At 70.4% G+C, this 14,056-nt stretch carries 13 protein-coding genes and 1 pseudogene; 4 read left to right on the forward strand and 10 right to left on the reverse strand.

The window, feature by feature from the left end; all coding sequences use genetic code 11:
• Positions 1 to 111: 111 nt before the first annotated feature.
• The gene (locus Q7W82_RS01845) at positions 112 to 1,077 is read right to left on the reverse strand and encodes an isoaspartyl peptidase/L-asparaginase (RefSeq protein WP_242159275.1); all 966 of its coding nucleotides are present in this window, start codon (positions 1,075 to 1,077) and stop codon (positions 112 to 114) included.
• Positions 1,078 to 1,341: 264 nt separating this feature from the next.
• Positions 1,342 to 2,304: pseudogene (locus Q7W82_RS01850) on the reverse strand (cyanophycinase); the annotation flags it as partial.
• Here Q7W82_RS01850 and Q7W82_RS01855 point away from each other — a divergent pair.
• The 3 genes from Q7W82_RS01855 (at position 2,215) to Q7W82_RS01865 (ending at position 6,972) form a co-directional block, all read left to right on the forward strand.
• Entirely contained in the window at positions 2,215 to 2,787 is a 573-nt protein-coding gene (locus Q7W82_RS01855; RefSeq protein ID WP_242081516.1) for a sigma-70 family RNA polymerase sigma factor, read from the forward strand. The pseudogene Q7W82_RS01850 and the gene Q7W82_RS01855 overlap by 90 nt on opposite strands.
• Positions 2,768 to 3,823, forward strand: coding sequence for a FecR domain-containing protein (locus tag Q7W82_RS01860; protein WP_242159130.1), 1,056 nt, complete (start codon positions 2,768 to 2,770; stop codon positions 3,821 to 3,823). The genes Q7W82_RS01855 and Q7W82_RS01860 overlap by 20 nt, the downstream gene beginning before the upstream one ends.
• Before the next feature lie 113 nt (positions 3,824 to 3,936).
• Positions 3,937 to 6,972, forward strand: a complete 3,036-nt coding sequence (locus Q7W82_RS01865) for a TonB-dependent receptor (protein ID WP_242159129.1) — start codon at positions 3,937 to 3,939, stop codon at positions 6,970 to 6,972.
• Positions 6,973 to 7,335: 363 nt separating this feature from the next.
• Here the strand turns inward: Q7W82_RS01865 and Q7W82_RS01870 are convergent, their stop codons facing one another.
• Both Q7W82_RS01870 and arfB read right to left on the reverse strand, forming a co-directional pair.
• Positions 7,336 to 7,890 carry a lysophospholipid acyltransferase family protein gene (locus Q7W82_RS01870; RefSeq protein WP_242159274.1) on the reverse strand — a complete coding sequence of 185 codons (555 nt, stop codon included), beginning with the start codon at positions 7,888 to 7,890 and terminating at the stop codon, positions 7,336 to 7,338.
• Between the two features lie 51 nt (positions 7,891 to 7,941).
• Complete coding sequence (arfB, locus tag Q7W82_RS01875; RefSeq protein WP_010340085.1) at positions 7,942 to 8,373, reverse strand: alternative ribosome rescue aminoacyl-tRNA hydrolase ArfB; 432 nt, start codon at positions 8,371 to 8,373, stop codon at positions 7,942 to 7,944.
• 162 nt (positions 8,374 to 8,535) lie between these two features.
• Here arfB and Q7W82_RS01880 point away from each other — a divergent pair, with 162 nt between their 5' ends.
• Entirely contained in the window at positions 8,536 to 9,060 is a 525-nt protein-coding gene (locus Q7W82_RS01880) for a DUF2059 domain-containing protein (protein ID WP_242159128.1), read from the forward strand.
• A gap of 184 nt (positions 9,061 to 9,244) precedes the next feature.
• Here Q7W82_RS01880 and Q7W82_RS01885 read toward each other — a convergent pair whose 3' ends face one another.
• The 6 genes from Q7W82_RS01885 to Q7W82_RS01910 form a co-directional block, all read right to left on the reverse strand.
• Positions 9,245 to 9,574 (reverse strand): hypothetical protein, encoded by a 330-nt coding sequence (locus tag Q7W82_RS01885; RefSeq protein WP_242159127.1) that lies wholly within the window; start codon positions 9,572 to 9,574, stop codon positions 9,245 to 9,247.
• 169 nt (positions 9,575 to 9,743) lie between these two features.
• The gene (locus tag Q7W82_RS01890; RefSeq protein ID WP_242159126.1) at positions 9,744 to 10,529 is read right to left on the reverse strand and encodes a pseudouridine synthase; all 786 of its coding nucleotides are present in this window, start codon (positions 10,527 to 10,529) and stop codon (positions 9,744 to 9,746) included.
• Positions 10,530 to 10,698: 169 nt separating this feature from the next.
• Positions 10,699 to 11,316, reverse strand: a complete 618-nt coding sequence (locus Q7W82_RS01895; protein WP_242159125.1) for a class I SAM-dependent methyltransferase — start codon at positions 11,314 to 11,316, stop codon at positions 10,699 to 10,701.
• Positions 11,301 to 12,959, reverse strand: coding sequence for a ubiquinone biosynthesis regulatory protein kinase UbiB (gene ubiB / locus Q7W82_RS01900; protein WP_242159124.1), 1,659 nt, complete (start codon positions 12,957 to 12,959; stop codon positions 11,301 to 11,303). The genes Q7W82_RS01895 and ubiB overlap by 16 nt, the downstream gene beginning before the upstream one ends.
• The gene (locus Q7W82_RS01905; protein ID WP_160947889.1) at positions 12,956 to 13,597 is read right to left on the reverse strand and encodes an SCP2 sterol-binding domain-containing protein; all 642 of its coding nucleotides are present in this window, start codon (positions 13,595 to 13,597) and stop codon (positions 12,956 to 12,958) included. The genes ubiB and Q7W82_RS01905 overlap by 4 nt, the downstream gene beginning before the upstream one ends.
• A 268-nt stretch (positions 13,598 to 13,865) precedes the next feature.
• On the reverse strand, positions 13,866 to 14,024 hold the full coding sequence (locus tag Q7W82_RS01910; RefSeq protein WP_003468167.1) for a DUF1328 domain-containing protein: 159 nt from the start codon (positions 14,022 to 14,024) through the stop codon (positions 13,866 to 13,868).
• Positions 14,025 to 14,056 lie beyond the last annotated feature (32 nt).

The raw sequence follows: 14,056 nt of genomic DNA on the forward strand, positions 1-14,056 counted from the left end.
CAGGCACGCGGGCGCCGCTGCATCGGCGGGCTGGCCGCGGCGGTACGCACCGGGCCGGATGGACCACGCACGCGCCCGGGCCGGCGGCACCGCCGGCCCGGGAGCACCCCCTTACTGCCCGCCGGGCAGCGGCAGCGCCTCGTCCTTGAAGATCGCCACGTGCGGCACGCCGTCGGCGCCGATCCAGCCGCGGTACATGCCCTCGGTGTTGAACGGGAAGGCCACGCTGCCGTCGGCGCCCAGCGCGATGGCGCCGCCGTCGCCGCCGGCCTTGGGGATCTGCTGGTCGATCACCGCATCGGCGGCCTGGGATAGGCTCTGCCCGGCGTACTTCACCCGCGCACAGATGTCGTAGGCGGCCACCGCGCGGATGTAGAACTCGCCCCAGCCGGTGCCGGACACCGCGCAGCGGCTGTCGGCGAAGGTGCCGGCACCGATGATCGGCGAGTCGCCGACGCGGCCGTAGCGCTTGTTGGTCATGCCGCCGGTGGAGGTGCCGGCGGCCAGGTTGCCCTGCAGGTCCAGCGCCAGCGCGCCGACCGTGCCGAAGTGCTTGGCGGTTTCCAGGTCGGCATGCGCCTGCTTGTTGGCCTCTTCCTTCAGCGCCTGCTGCAGTTGCTGCCAGCGCTTCTCGGTGCGGAAGTACGACGGATCGACCAGGGCGATCCCGTGCTGCTTTGCGAAGACCTCTGCGCCGTCGCCAACCAGCATCACGTGCTCGGACTGGTCCATCACCGCGCGCGCCAGTGCGATCGGGTTCCTGACCCGGTGCACGCCGGCCACCGCGCCGGCCTTGCCGGTGCGGCCGTCCATGATCGCCGCGTCCAGTTCGTTGCGGCCGTCGTGGGTGAACACCGCGCCCTTGCCCGCGTTGAACTGCGGCGAGTCCTCCAGCACGGCGATCGCCGCGGCCACCGCATCCACCGCCGGCTTGCCCTGCGCCAGCAAGGCCTGCCCGGTGCGCAACGCCTGCTCCATCGCCGCGCGCGCCTCGGCCAGGTCGGCGGCGCTGCTGCTGGCACGCTCGACGCCGGCACCGCCATGAATCACCAGCGTGGTGGCGGGAATCTCGCGCATGCGCCCGTCCTGCACGGCGTAGTAGCGGTGGAACACCGGCGCCTCGACGCGGCCGTCGGGCAGGTGCAGGGTGGAGCCGGGGCCGACGCCGACCGTCTCGATGCGCGCGGCCTGCAGCGGCTGTCCGGCCGGGGTGGGCGGTTGCAACGGCCCGGCGACCACGGTGGCCACGGCCTGCGGATCGGTGGCATAGACGCGCGCGGTGCCGTCGCCCTCCACCGCCAGCGCGGCGCTCTCGTCCACGCCCAGGCCGATCAGCGGTTCCCCCTTCGGCGCCAACGTGGCGGCCTTGGCGCGGAACGCGAACAGGCGGCCGAGGCGGTCGCGCTCGCGGAAGTGGGTGTCGGTGATGACCCGCTTGAGCAGGTCCAGGTGCAGGAAGTCGGTCTCGAGGGTGACCGCCGGCCCCAGCGGATCGGCCAGCGCCGCCGGGCTGGCGAGGCTGCCGCCGTCCATCGCGCCGTACAGGTACTCGCCCAGCATCGCCAGGCCGGCGCTGGTGCCGCCCAGCGGCTTGCCGGCGCGCACGTGCGCGTCCAGCGCATCGGCCACCGGCGTGTTCTTCCAGTAGCGCACGTAGCGCGACTGGTCGCCGCCGGCGATGAAGATGCCATCGGCGCGCGCCAGCGCGCGCAGCAGCGCCGGATCGCTGGAGGCGCCGCGGCCGCTGAACACGAAGGTCTCCACCGAGGCCACGCCGCCGACCTTGCGGTAGAACTCCTCGCCCACCTCGCCCGCCTGCGAGGCGCGCAGCACCACCACGTGGCCGTGCCCGGCCTTGGCCAGGAACCAGCGCAGCGCGTCATAGTTGCGGTCGCCGCCGCCCATCAGCAGCAGGCCGGGCGACACCGGGCCGGGCGTGGGCGCGGCCGGGTCGCCGACCAGGTACTGGCGGTACTCGCGCGCGACGGCGGGCGTGGCCAGGCACAGGCCCAGCAGCAGCGAGAGCCAGGGCCGGAACAGGCCGACGGAACGGGTCATGCGGATCTCCTCGGGAACGGGACGGGCAGGCGAGCGTGCGGCTCGCTGCTGAGAGGGGACGAACGGCGGCACGGTTTCCCCCCGCCGCGCCACCCTCCCACGTTCGCCTGCGCGGCACTTGCCCGCAGCTGCCGGCGATCGGCTAATGTGGGATCCATGTCCGCTTCCCTCGACGATTGGTTCGTCCAAGAAATCCTGGTCCACGAGCAGGCGCTCAGCGGCTACCTGCGGCGCTGCTGGCCGCATCGCGAGGAATGGCACGACCTGCGCCAGGAGATCTATGTGCGCGTCTACGAGGCTGCGGGCAAGTCCCGGCCGAGCCTGCCCAAGTCGTTCCTGTTCGCCACCGCGCGGCACCTGATGACCGACCGCCTGCGCCGCAACCGGGTGGTGTCGATCGAGGCGGTGGGGGATCTGGAGTCGATGCACGTCCTGGTAGATGAGCTGTCGCCGGAACGCTGGTGCGGCGGACGCCAGGTGCTGGGCCGGCTGGCCGCGGCCTTCGACCGCTTGCCGGACCGCTGCCGCAGCGTGGTCTGGTTGCGGCGGGTCGAGGAACTGCCGCAGAAGGAGGTGGCCGTGCGCCTGGGGATCAGCGAGAAGAGCGTGGAGAAGCAGGTGGCCCGGGGCATGCGCCTGCTGGCCGATCATTTCCATGGCGACGAGGGCGCGGCGGCGCCGGCGGCGCCGTTGCAGGCGCGCGCACGCGATGGACAGCAGGTGGATTGAGGCGCGTGCGGCGGCCTGGCTGGCGCGGCGCGACCGCGGCGACTGGACCGACGCACGGCAGGCGCGCCTGGACGCGTGGCTGGCCGCGGCCACCGCGCACCGGGTGGCGTTCCTGCGCCTGCAGGCGGCCTGGCAGGAAAGCGGGCGCCTGCAGGCGCTGGGCGCAGGCCAGCGCGATGGGCAGGTGCCCGACCGCGGCCGCTGGCAGGGCCTGGGCGGCCGTAGCACGGCGGCGCCGGCCGCGGCGGCGGCGGCCACTCCCGATCTGCGCGACCTGCGCTTCGCCCCGCGTTCGCCCGCGCGCCCGCGGCGGCGCTGGCCGGCCGCGCTGGCGGCGACGCTGCTCGGTGCCGCGGTGCTGTCCCTGGTCTGGCGCCATGCCGTCGAACCGGTGCCGACCGCCTACGCCAGCGTCACCGGGCAGTTGCGGCCGGTGGCCCTGGCCGACGGCTCGCAGGCCACGCTGAGCAGCGACAGCCGCATCGCCGTGGCGCTGTCGCGCGCGCAGCGGCATATCGATCTGCAGCGCGGCGAAGCGTTCTTCGCGGTGAGCAAGGATCCAGGCCGGCCGTTCGTGGTCGCCAGCGGCGCGCGCCAGGTGGTGGCGGTGGGCACGCGCTTCGCGGTGCGCCGCGACGCCGACGCGCTGCGCGTGGTGGTGACCGAAGGCATGGTGCGGCTGGAGTCGGCCAATGCACCGCACGCACCGCCGTTGCTGCTGCCTGCCGGCAGCATCGCCCAGGCCGGCCCGCACGGGGTGCTGGTGCGTCGGGTGGCGCTGGCCGAGGCCGAGCGCGCGCTGGACTGGCGCAGCGGCTACCTGAGTTTCGACGACACCCCGCTGCAGGCGGCGGTGGCCGAGTTCAACCGCTACAACACGGTCAAGCTGCAGGTCGCCGATGCCGGCGCCGCCGCACTGCGGGTCGGCGGCAACGTGCGCTGGTCCAACGTCGACGCCTTCGTGCGCCTGCTCGAACAGGGCTTCCCGATCCGCGCCGAGCGTCGCGGCGACACGGTGCTGTTGCACAGCCGGTAAGCCGCCCGCGCCGGCGTGCGCGATGGCGGGGGGATTTGCCGGTCTCGTTCGTCCTGGAGCTACGAAGGCGCGCTCCGCGCCCGTTTGGGGGAGAAAACTCGATGCGGTATCCGATGCGTGCCCTGCTGCTGAGCATGGCCTGTGCGAGCGCCTGCGCGGCGCAGGCGCAACCCGCTGCCGTGGCCGCCACCGGCACGGTGGACATCCCCGCCGGCCCGCTGCGTGCGGCGCTGGATGCCTTGGCGCGGCAATCCGGCGTGCAATTGCTCTATCGGGCCGACCAACTGGGCGAGGCACGCAGTGGCGGTGCGCACGGCAGCCTGGATACCGCGCAGGCGCTGCAGCAGGTACTGCGCGGCAGCGGCTTCGTCGCCGAGCGCGACGCCTCCGGCGCGTGGCTGGTGCGGCGTCAGGCGCAGGCTCCGGCGCGCACGCCAGCGGCCCGTGTCGCCACGCCGACGCCGGCGGCGGTACCCGACGCCCCGGTGGCGCAACTGGACACCCTGCGCGTCACCGGTTCGCGCATCCCGCGCACGCAGGTGGAAGGCCCGGCACCGATCAGCGTGATCGGCGCCGAGCAGATCAAGGCCAACGGCTTTACCTCGGTGCCGGACGTGCTGCGCGCGATGACCCAGAACGGCGGCGAGACGCAGAGCCCGCAGTCGGCCAGCGGCGCGGACTTCTCGCCCGGCGCGCAGCAGGTGGACCTGCGCGGACTCGGCCCCAACCACACCCTGGTGCTGGTCAACGGCCGCCGCATCGCCGACTTCCCGATGCCGTTCAAGGGCCGCAGCAACTTCACCGACATCTCCAACATCCCGCTGGGCATGATCGACCGCATCGAGATCCTGACCGGCAGCGCCTCGGCGATCTACGGCTCGGACGCGATCTCCGGCGTGGTCAACTTCATCCTCAAGCAACACACCGACGGCACCACGTTGGACTACCGTTTCGGCGACACCACCCGCGGCGGCGGCGAGAGCTTCAACCTCAGCCTCAGCAGCGGCTGGTCGCGCGGCAACTTCGATGCGGTGTTCGGTGCCGAGCTGGTGTCGCAGACACCGCTGTGGGCCTACCAGCGCAGCCGCCAGGACAGCACCCTGGACGGCCCCACCGCGCGCTCGCAGGTGCCGCGGCGCACCTTCCTGCGCACCGATTACGACGACAACTATCTCGATCCGGGCGCGGACACCTGCGCGGCGGTGTCCGCGCTCAACGGCGGCAGCACCGGCTACGCCACCCGCCCGGGCTACGGCGCGTTCTGCGGCAGCAGCGCCTCGATCGGCTACGGCACCATCACCAACCGGCGACGCGGCCTCAATGGCTACGCCTCGCTGCGCTACGCCTTCGACAACGGCAGCGAGTGGTTCGCCGACGTGCAGCTGGGCTACCACGAGCTGTCGCTGTTCCGCGACGTGACCCAGTGGGGCTACATGGCCCCGGACGGCAACGAGGAAGGCTATTTCTACAACCAGGCCACCGGCCAGGTGGAAGCCTGGGGCCGCCAGTTCAGCCCGGAGGAAATGGGCGGCCTCGATGCCGGCACCATCCGCACCCGGCAGAAGACCTTCAGCGTCACCACCGGGTTCAAGGGCCACCTGGGCGCAGACTGGGACTACGAAGCGAGCCTCAGCCACTCGCAGTACCAGGCCACCATCAGCTGGCCGCAGATCGTCGCCGCGCGCGCCAACGCGCTGTTCCTCGGCCCGCAGCTGGGCGTGGACGACGACTCGGGGCTGCCGATCTTCGATGCCGACCCGCAGCGTCTGTATACGCCATTGCGCCGCGCCGAATACGACAGCATCGCCCAGCGCACGGTGTACCAGCCGCGCTCGCGCACCGACACCCTCGCCTTCACCGCCACCAACACCGCGCTGTTCGCGCTACCCGGCGGCGATGCCGGCCTGTCCGCGACCGCCGAGTTCGGCAACCAGGGCTACACCCTGCGCCCGGATCCGCTGGCCACGCAGTACTACTATTACAGCTGGAAGGATTCCGACGGGCACGGCAGCCGTAATCGCTGGGCGCTGGCCAGCGAGCTGCGCCTGCCGGTGCTGTCGACGGTGTCGCTGAGCCTGGCCGGGCGCTACGACCAATACCGCTTCGCCGGACGCTCGCTGGGCAAGTTCACCTACAGCGGCGGGCTGGAGTGGCGGCCGGTGGAATCGCTGCTGGTGCGCGGTTCCTACGGCACCGCGTTCCGCGCGCCCGACCTGCACTACGTGTACGCCGGTCCCGGCAATGACGAGACCACCGGCGTGGACTACTACCGATGCGCCAGCGAGGAGCCGGGCGTGGCGATCCAGGACTGCAGCTACAACGAGGAAGCGGTGATCCGCGGCCGCAGCGGCAACCGCGCGCTGGACCCGGAGAACAGCACCTCGTGGACCGCCGGCCTGGTGTGGTCGCCAATCGCCGACCTGGACCTGTCGCTGGACTACTTCGACATCGACATGCGCGACCAGGTACAGGACCTGCGCGTGGACCAGGTACTGCGCGACGAGGCCGACTGCCGCCTTGGCGTGCTGCAGGCGACCTCCACCACCTGCCGGCAGGCGCTGGCGCGGGTCACCCGCAGCGCGGACGGGCGCCTGTACGGGGTCTACGTCAACCCGATCAACATCGCCCGCGAACGCACCAACGGCGTCGACCTGAGCGCGCAGTACCGTCTCGACACCGGCATCGGCACCTTCCGCCTGAGCGGCAACTACACCTGGGTGCGCCGCCACGATATCCAGGTGTATGCCGGCGAAGCGATGGTGGACGAGTTCGCGGTCAACAGCGGCTACGACATCCCGCGCACCAAGGCCAGCGCCAGCGTGTCGTGGGAGCGCAACGCCTGGACCGCGACGCTGCACGGCGAGCGCCTGGGCCGGCTGCCGAGTTCGGACTCCTACGACCAGGTCTACGACCCGGAGAGCGGCGACAGCCCGTGGATCGGCGCCACCTACCGCTACAACGCCTCGCTGCAGTACCGCTTCACCGATCACGCGCAGCTGTCGCTGACGGTGACCAACCTGTTCGACACGATGCCGCCGCACGACCGCACCTACACGGCGTATCCGTACTACGACGTGTCCTGGTTCGACACCGTGGGCCGCAGCGTGTACGTGCAGTACACGCAGAAGTTCGGCGGCAGCGCGCTGTAGCGCAGGGTCGAAGCCTGCATGTGGGAGCGACTTCAGTCGCGACGAGCGAAAGCGAATGGTCGGCAGATACCGTCCGTCGTCGGGACTGAAGTCTCTCCCACAGTGCAGCCCTCCGACGATGCGCCGCATTTGTGGGAGCGGCTTCAGCCGCGACGAATGAAGCTCAAAGCCACCTGGTACGTTCCTGCGTCGGGACTGAAGTCCCTCCCACAACGACATCCGACCCATGCATCGTAGGAGCGGCTTCAGCCGCGACCAGGGCGTTCCCGATGTCCCGGTCGCGGCTGAAGCCGCTCCTACGACATCGGTTGGTACCGTTGGGCAAGGCGGCGGATGCGCGTCGCCGTCAGCCGCCGCTGTCGCTCACAACGTATCGCGATGCTTGCCGCGCCACGGCCGGTACCATTCGCGGATCGCGGCGATATCGGCCTGCATGTCCTCGCTGGTCCACACCACCTCGCCGAGGCCGACGGTACGGCTGGGGTAGTCGAAGTACACCGGAAAAATCGGGACCTGCGCGCCGTGGGCGATCTTCCAGAAGCCGGTCTTCCACTTCTCCACGCGCTTGCGCGTGCCCTCGGGGGTGATCACGTACCACATGCGCTCGGCGCCGCGGATCAACGCCACCGCCTGTTCCACCACCCCGCGCGGCGAGGTGCGATCCAGCGGGATGCCGCCGAGCTTGCGCAGCAGCGGCCCCAGCGGCCACCAGAACAGCTGGGTCTTGCCCAGCACGCGCACCTCGAAGCCGACCGCGAACTTGACCGCGAAGCCCAGGAACCCGTCCCAGTTGGACGAATGCGGCGCCACGATCATCACCAGCTTCGGCACGTTGGGGAACTCGCCCACGACCCGCCAACCGGTCACCCGCAAGGCGGTGCGGCCGAGCCAGCGCATGAAGCGGCTGGGCTTGACCATCGGCATGTTCGGCGGTGCTGCGGGCAGGCGGTAATCGCGTTCGGTCAAAAGTCACTCCCAGCGGCCGGGCGACCGGCCGCGTTTGATCTGGCTGCGCTCGCGCTTGGCGTCCAGGCGTCGCAACTTGGCGCCATGCGAGGGTTTGGTGGCGATGCGCCGCTTCGGCACCGACAGCCCGGCGGCGATGAACTCGGCCAGGCGCTGGCGCGCATCGTCGCGGTTGCGGTCCTGGGTACGGAAGCGCTGCGCATCGATCACCAGCACGCCCTCGGCGGTGATGCGCCGATCGCGCCGCGCCAGCAGCCGCGCGCGCAGCGGCTCCGGCAACGACGGCGAGCCGGCCAGGTCGAAGCGCAACTCGACCGCGGTGGCGACCTTGTTGACGTTCTGCCCGCCGGCGCCGCTGGCGCGCACGAAGCGCTCGACGATTTCGTCCTCCGGAATCGTCAGGCTGCTCGAGATGTGGATGGCCCCATTACCCATGGCGCGGATTGTAGGGCATCCGCCGGACTGCCTGATTTCCGGGCCGGGGAAGACTGAACGGCGCAGCCGGCGGTCGCTGGCCCGCGGCGCCCCGGCGGGCGTCGGCAGGGCCGCGGCGATTGCCGTATTCTGGCCGCCGGTCATCGTCCTGCAGGATGCTCCATGTCCCCGACTCCGCGCTTCTTCCGTTGGCCGCAGCGCTTGCTGCTGGTCGTGCTGCTGGCCCTGGCCGCCGCCCCGGCGCTGGCCGAACCGCCCACCGATGCCGACGTCAACCGTCTGCTGTCGGCCTCGCGCGCGCAGAACATGCTCGACACCATGCTGCCGCAGATCGAGGCAATGCAGCGCCAGCAGTTCGCCCAGCTCACCGCGCAGCACCCGCTCGACGCCACCCAGCAGCAGAAGCTGCAGCAGATCCAGGAGCGCACCCAGGCCACCGTGCGCAAGGCGCTGTCCTGGCAGGAGATGCGCCCGCTCTACGTCAACCTGTACAAGCAGACCTTCTCCAAGCAGGACGTGCTGGCGATGGCCGAGTTCTACGAGAGCCCAGCCGGTCAGAGCCTGCTCGACAAGACCCCGCAGCTGATGCAGAACCTGATGGGCGCGATCCAGCAGAAGATGACCCCGCTGTTCACCGACCTGCAGAAGGACCTGGAGCAGACGGTCAACACGCCGCCGGCGAAATAACTAAAACCGGTCTTGCAGTCGTAGGAACGGCTTCAGCCGCGACCGGGCATTCCCGATGAAACCGGTCGCGGCTGAAGCCGCCCCTAAGATTCATTAATCAGGCATGCGTGCCAATTTCCATGATTGTGCGATCAGCACAATCGCTACTTCGCGGCCCGCAATACCCGGCGGATAACGCAGCAGGTCAGTTCATCCAGATATACGCGGCCGTTTCGCGATCGCCCCATACCGCACAATCGCCTGTTCCATGCACGTACACCACCTTGCCTTGTGCAGAGGCGCTTAGCAGCAGCGCGTACTGGGCTCTTCCCGATTGGGTTGCCAGTGACAACGCCAACGACGTGCTGGAGCATGCGGGCGCATTCGTGTAAGGCCCATCAAGGGAAAAGAATACGACATCCTGAGAGTGCGCCATGATCGTCGCCACTTTTCCCGAAGCATCTCCTGCCGATGCAGAAAATGGCAGCATGAAAATAATCGAGACAGCGAGAGATAAACGAACCTTATTCCACATACATTCCCCTGAAAACTACTGAATTCAGTGAGGCAAGATAGACCAAACCAGGCTGCGCCGCCATTCCGCCGCGGGAGCATCGGCACTGCGTACGAAAGATCAGCCTCCAACAGCTCACTGCAGTGGCGGCGCACTTTGTTGCAGCAACAGCCTCGTGATGGGCGCGGTGCTATCCCGGCACACCACGTCCCGCTTCCACCTGCCACGGTGCAGGATCCCAGCCGAACAACCCGAACGCCCGCACGAACGCCGCATCCAGCGGCGCCGTCACCGCGATGCGATGCCCATCCGGGTGCGGAAACGCCAGACGCTCGGCGTGCAGCAGCATGCGATGCACACCCTGCATGCGGAAGATGCGGTTGTGGCGGCCGTCGCCGTGGCTGGTGTCGCCGATCAGGTGATGCGACAGATGCTTGAGATGGCGGCGGATCTGCCGGAAGCGCCCGGTCACCGGGCTGCAGCGCAGCAGCGCATAGCGCGACGTTGCGAACTCGCCCGACGGCACCGGCAGTTCGCCGCAGGCCAGGCGCGCGAAGCGGGTCTGCGCCGGCTTCTTCAGCGGCTTGCCGGGGCCGCCGTCGAGGTCGTGGTCGACGTCGAAGTGCTCCTCGGCCGGCCAGCCGCGGCAGATCGCCAGATAATCCTTGTCCACTTCGCCACCCATCAGCGCCTTGCCCAGCGCACTGGCGGTGTCGCGGTCGAAGGCGAGCAGCAGGCAACCGCTGGTGGCGCGGTCCAGCCGGTGCACCAGGAAGATCGGCCGACCCAGCTGCGCACGCAGGCGGTCGGCGAGGAAATCGTCCTCGCCGCGGGCGAGCTTGCTGTCGTGGACCATCAGCCCGGCAGGCTTGTCGACCACGGCCAGCAGCGCGTCCTGGTACAGGATCTGCAAAGGAGGTTCGGCGGTATTCACCTGCGGATTATCCGTGCCGCACCGGCGCGCCACAATGCGCATGGCGTGCCTGGCATCCAGGCGCACGAAGCGTCGGCGCGCTACCACGCGGACACGCCCGCATCGCGGCGGATGCTCGATCGCGATCGCGCGCGCGCCTGCGCAGCGTGCCGCTGCGCCGCGGCGGCGGTCGCCCCTGCGCACCGGAAACCGCGCCCCGCGGCGGCGATGCCTACGCGTCCTTGACCGCCAGCAGTTCGCCGTTGCCGACCGGCAGCGTGGTGCAGGTAAAGGCCGCATCGGCCTGCAGCAGCGCCGCGAACGGCGCCATCTCCGTCGCGTGCGACAGCGCGTTGTCCACCACCAGCAATCCGCCTGGCCGCAGCACCCGGCGCAGTTGCGGCCACCAATCGCAGTACAGCGTGCGCTCGGCGTCCAGGAATACCAGGTCGAACGCGGCCGACGCTGCGTCGGCCAGCCAGGCGCCGGCATCGGCGTGGACCAGTTCGACGCAGCCCTCCACGCCGGCGCGGGCGAAACTGCGCTGCGCCAGCGCGATCTTGTGCGCGGCGTATTCGAGCGTGACCACACCGCCGCCAAGCGCCGCCACGGCCTCGGCCAGCCACAGGGTGGAATAGCCGTTGGAGGTGCCGATCTCCAGCACCCGCCGCGCCCCCGTGGCGCGCACCAGCACCGCCAGCAGTTCGCCGGTGTCCGGGGTAATATTGAGCAGGCGCTGCGCGCGCTCGGACTGGCCGGCGTCGTGGCGCGGCCCCTCGGCGCCGAGCTCGGTCCGCACCGCCTGCAGTTGCGTGCGGTCGAGCGTGGCCGCGGTCAACGCCGCCACCATGCCGACAGCAAGGCTGCCACGCCGGCACCGCCGCTGATCCACGCCCACAGCGACACGCCGCCCAACTGCGGGCCGCCGGCGTCGAGCGCGTACAGCAACGTGGCCACGGTGAGCAGGCCGACGCCGGCGATCGCCGCGACCACCCGCCGCTGCATGCGCCGCACCAGCAGGTTGAGTTCGAACAGGTCGCGCGAGCGCATCGACAGTTCGTGCCGGCCCTCGACCTGCTGGCGCAGCCAGCCGTGGATCAGCCGCGGCATGTCCGGCGCGTGGGTCATGATCTCCGGCAGGCGCTTGCGCAGTTCGTGCAGCGCCCGCTGCGGGCTGTAGCGCTCGATCAGGATGCGTTCGAGCACCGGCCGCGCCACCGCCCAGATGTCCAGCTCCGGGTCGAGCTGGCGGCCGACGCCTTCGATGTTGAGCAGGGTCTTCTGCAGCAGGATCAGCTGCGGCTGCAGGGTCAGCTGGTAGCGCTGGGCCACGCGGAACAGCTTGATCAGCACCTCGGCCAGCGAGATCTGCGACAGCGGCCGGGTGAAGTACGGCTCGCACACCGAGCGCGCCGCCGCCTCCAGTTCATCGATGCGCACGCTCGCCGGCATCCAGCCGGCCTCCACGTGCAGCTCGGCCATGCGCCGGTAGTCCTTGTTGAAGATGGCCATGAAGTTCTCGGCCAGGTAGTACTGATCTTCCTGCGAGAGCTGGCCCATGATGCCGAAGTCCAGCGCGATGAAACGCGGGTTGTCGCGGCGCGCCGGATCGCTGTCGACCCAGATGTTGCCGGCGTGCGCGTCGGCATGGAAGAAGTTGTCGCGGAACACCTGGGTGTAGAACACCCGCACGCCCTTGGCCGCCAGCGCGCGGCGGTCGATGCCGGCGGCGTCCAGCGAAGCGATGTCGTCGGAGGGAATGCCGCGTACCCGCTCCAGGGTCAGTGCGCGCTCGGCGGTGTGGGTCCAGATCACCTCCGGCACGTACAGATCGTCCGAGTGCAGCCAGAAGCGGCGCAGCACGCTGGCGTTGGCGCCTTCGCGCTGCAGGTCCAGTTCCGCGGCCAGGGTGGTCTCGATCTCGGCCACCACCTCGCGCGGGCGGATCTTGTCGGCACGCGGATGGGTGCGTTCGACCAGCGCGGCGGCCGATTTCAGCAAGGCGATGTCGGCGTCGATCTGCCGCTCGATGTCCGGGCGCAGCACCTTGACCACCACTTCGCGGCCGTCGTGCAGCGTCGCCGCATGCACCTGCGCGATCGAGGCCGAGGCCAGCGGTTCGGTATCGAAGCTGGCGAAGGCCACCGCGATCGGCCGCCCCAGCGCCTGCTCGACGATGCGCCGCGCGGCCTCGCCGTCGAACGGGCGCACCCGGTCCTGCAGCAGGGTCAACTCTTCGGCCACGTCCGGCGGCATCAGGTCGCGGCGGGTGGACAGGATCTGCCCGAACTTGACGAAGATCGGCCCTAGGTCCTGCAGCGCCAAGCGCAGGCGCGCCCCGCGCGACTGCGCGGCGATGTCGGGGCTGGCGCGCGGCACGAACGGCTTGGCCAGGCGCAACCAGCGTTCGGCCGGGGTGCCGTCGAGCAGGTCGTCCAGGCGATAGCGCAGGATCACCCGGCCGATGCGGCTGGCGCGGAACATCGCCTTCATGCGCCACGCTCCGGCTGCAACCGCGCCACCCGCGCGGCCAGGCGTTCGATGTCGTCGCGCAGCACGTCGACGTCGTCGTAGAAGGCCTCCAGCTCGGCGCGCGCGACCACGTCGCGCGACTCCTCGGTGACGTACTCGGCCGCGCTCTGCGCCAGGTCCTGCGCGCTGCGCCGGGCCTGCTGCAGGGCCGAACGCGCGGTGTTGGCCACCTGCACGCCGAGCACCTCGCCGAACACCTGCACGAACGGCCGCTGCCAGTCCGGATCGAAGCGCGTGGCCAGGTGCTGCAGGCGCCGCGCCAGTTCGGCGTCGCCGGAGACCCGCACCCGCCCGCCGGGGCCGCCGGTGCGCCGCGCCTGCGCCAGGAACGGCAATTGCGCGAGCAGGCCGCCGAGCGTGCTGCGCACCGCCAGTTCCGGCTCCTGCGCCGGATCCACCGGTCCGACCCGCAGCTGCGTGCCGTCGACGCGGATCTGCAGGGCCAGCGCGGGCGCCTCCAGGGTCAGCGCCACGCGCTGGCCATCGAGGTCGCGCAGGGCATCGCCGGTTTCCGGGTCCAGCGCCAGCGCGCGATTGAGCGCCGCTTCCAGCGCGCGGCCGGCCAGGGGCTTGAGAGCATCGAAGGGGGATCCAGACATGCCCGCATTCTAGCGGCAGACACGTCGCAAGGCCGTGCGCAGGGCGAGACAGATGCCCCACCCGAGCCGCCGCTCGCCGCTACTGCGCCTGCGCACCGCCCACGTACCTGCTCAGGAATGCCGGCAACTGCGTCCTCGGCGCGCCGATGCGCTCTACGGCGGCCACGCCGGTCGGGCCGGCACGCCGCAGCACCTACCCCCAGAAACGACTTGCCCGCGACGCAGGGCGCCGCGGGCAAGAAATCGACGTTCGATCGTCGCGGAAGGACTACACCTTGCCGCGGCGGAACATCGAGATCACCGCCAGGATCAGGAACACCACGAACAGGATCCAGGCGATGTTGGTCGCCGCACCGGCGATGCCGCTGAAGCCGAGCACGGCGGCGATGATGGCGATCACGAAGAAGATGATGGCGTAATGCAGCATGGCAATATCCAGAAGTTGTCGTGCCGAATCGG

Origin of the sequence: Xanthomonas indica, from assembly GCF_040529045.1 — a bacterium.
GTDB lineage: Bacteria > Pseudomonadota > Gammaproteobacteria > Xanthomonadales > Xanthomonadaceae > Xanthomonas_A > Xanthomonas_A indica.

Bases quoted from the DNA above. Each gene is read 5' to 3' on its own strand.
- Q7W82_RS01905 (WP_160947889.1), bottom strand. From the start codon at position 13,597: ATGTCTGGATCCCCCTTCGATGCTCTCAAGCCCCTGGCCGGCCGCGCG.
- Q7W82_RS01890 (WP_242159126.1), bottom strand. From the start codon at position 10,529: ATGCGCATTGTGGCGCGCCGGTGCGGCACGGATAATCCGCAGGTGAAT.
- Q7W82_RS01860 (WP_242159130.1), top strand. From the start codon at position 2,768: ATGGACAGCAGGTGGATTGAGGCGCGTGCGGCGGCCTGGCTGGCGCGG.
- ubiB (WP_242159124.1), bottom strand. From the start codon at position 12,959: ATGAAGGCGATGTTCCGCGCCAGCCGCATCGGCCGGGTGATCCTGCGC.
- Q7W82_RS01845 (WP_242159275.1), bottom strand. From the start codon at position 1,077: ATGCGCGAGATTCCCGCCACCACGCTGGTGATTCATGGCGGTGCCGGC.
- Q7W82_RS01885 (WP_242159127.1), bottom strand. From the start codon at position 9,574: ATGTGGAATAAGGTTCGTTTATCTCTCGCTGTCTCGATTATTTTCATG.
- Q7W82_RS01910 (WP_003468167.1), bottom strand. From the start codon at position 14,024: ATGCTGCATTACGCCATCATCTTCTTCGTGATCGCCATCATCGCCGCC.
- Q7W82_RS01895 (WP_242159125.1), bottom strand. From the start codon at position 11,316: ATGGTGGCGGCGTTGACCGCGGCCACGCTCGACCGCACGCAACTGCAG.
- Q7W82_RS01870 (WP_242159274.1), bottom strand. From the start codon at position 7,890: ATGGTCAAGCCCAGCCGCTTCATGCGCTGGCTCGGCCGCACCGCCTTG.
- Q7W82_RS01855 (WP_242081516.1), top strand. From the start codon at position 2,215: ATGTCCGCTTCCCTCGACGATTGGTTCGTCCAAGAAATCCTGGTCCAC.
- arfB (WP_010340085.1), bottom strand. From the start codon at position 8,373: ATGGGTAATGGGGCCATCCACATCTCGAGCAGCCTGACGATTCCGGAG.
- Q7W82_RS01865 (WP_242159129.1), top strand. From the start codon at position 3,937: ATGCGTGCCCTGCTGCTGAGCATGGCCTGTGCGAGCGCCTGCGCGGCG.
- Q7W82_RS01880 (WP_242159128.1), top strand. From the start codon at position 8,536: ATGTCCCCGACTCCGCGCTTCTTCCGTTGGCCGCAGCGCTTGCTGCTG.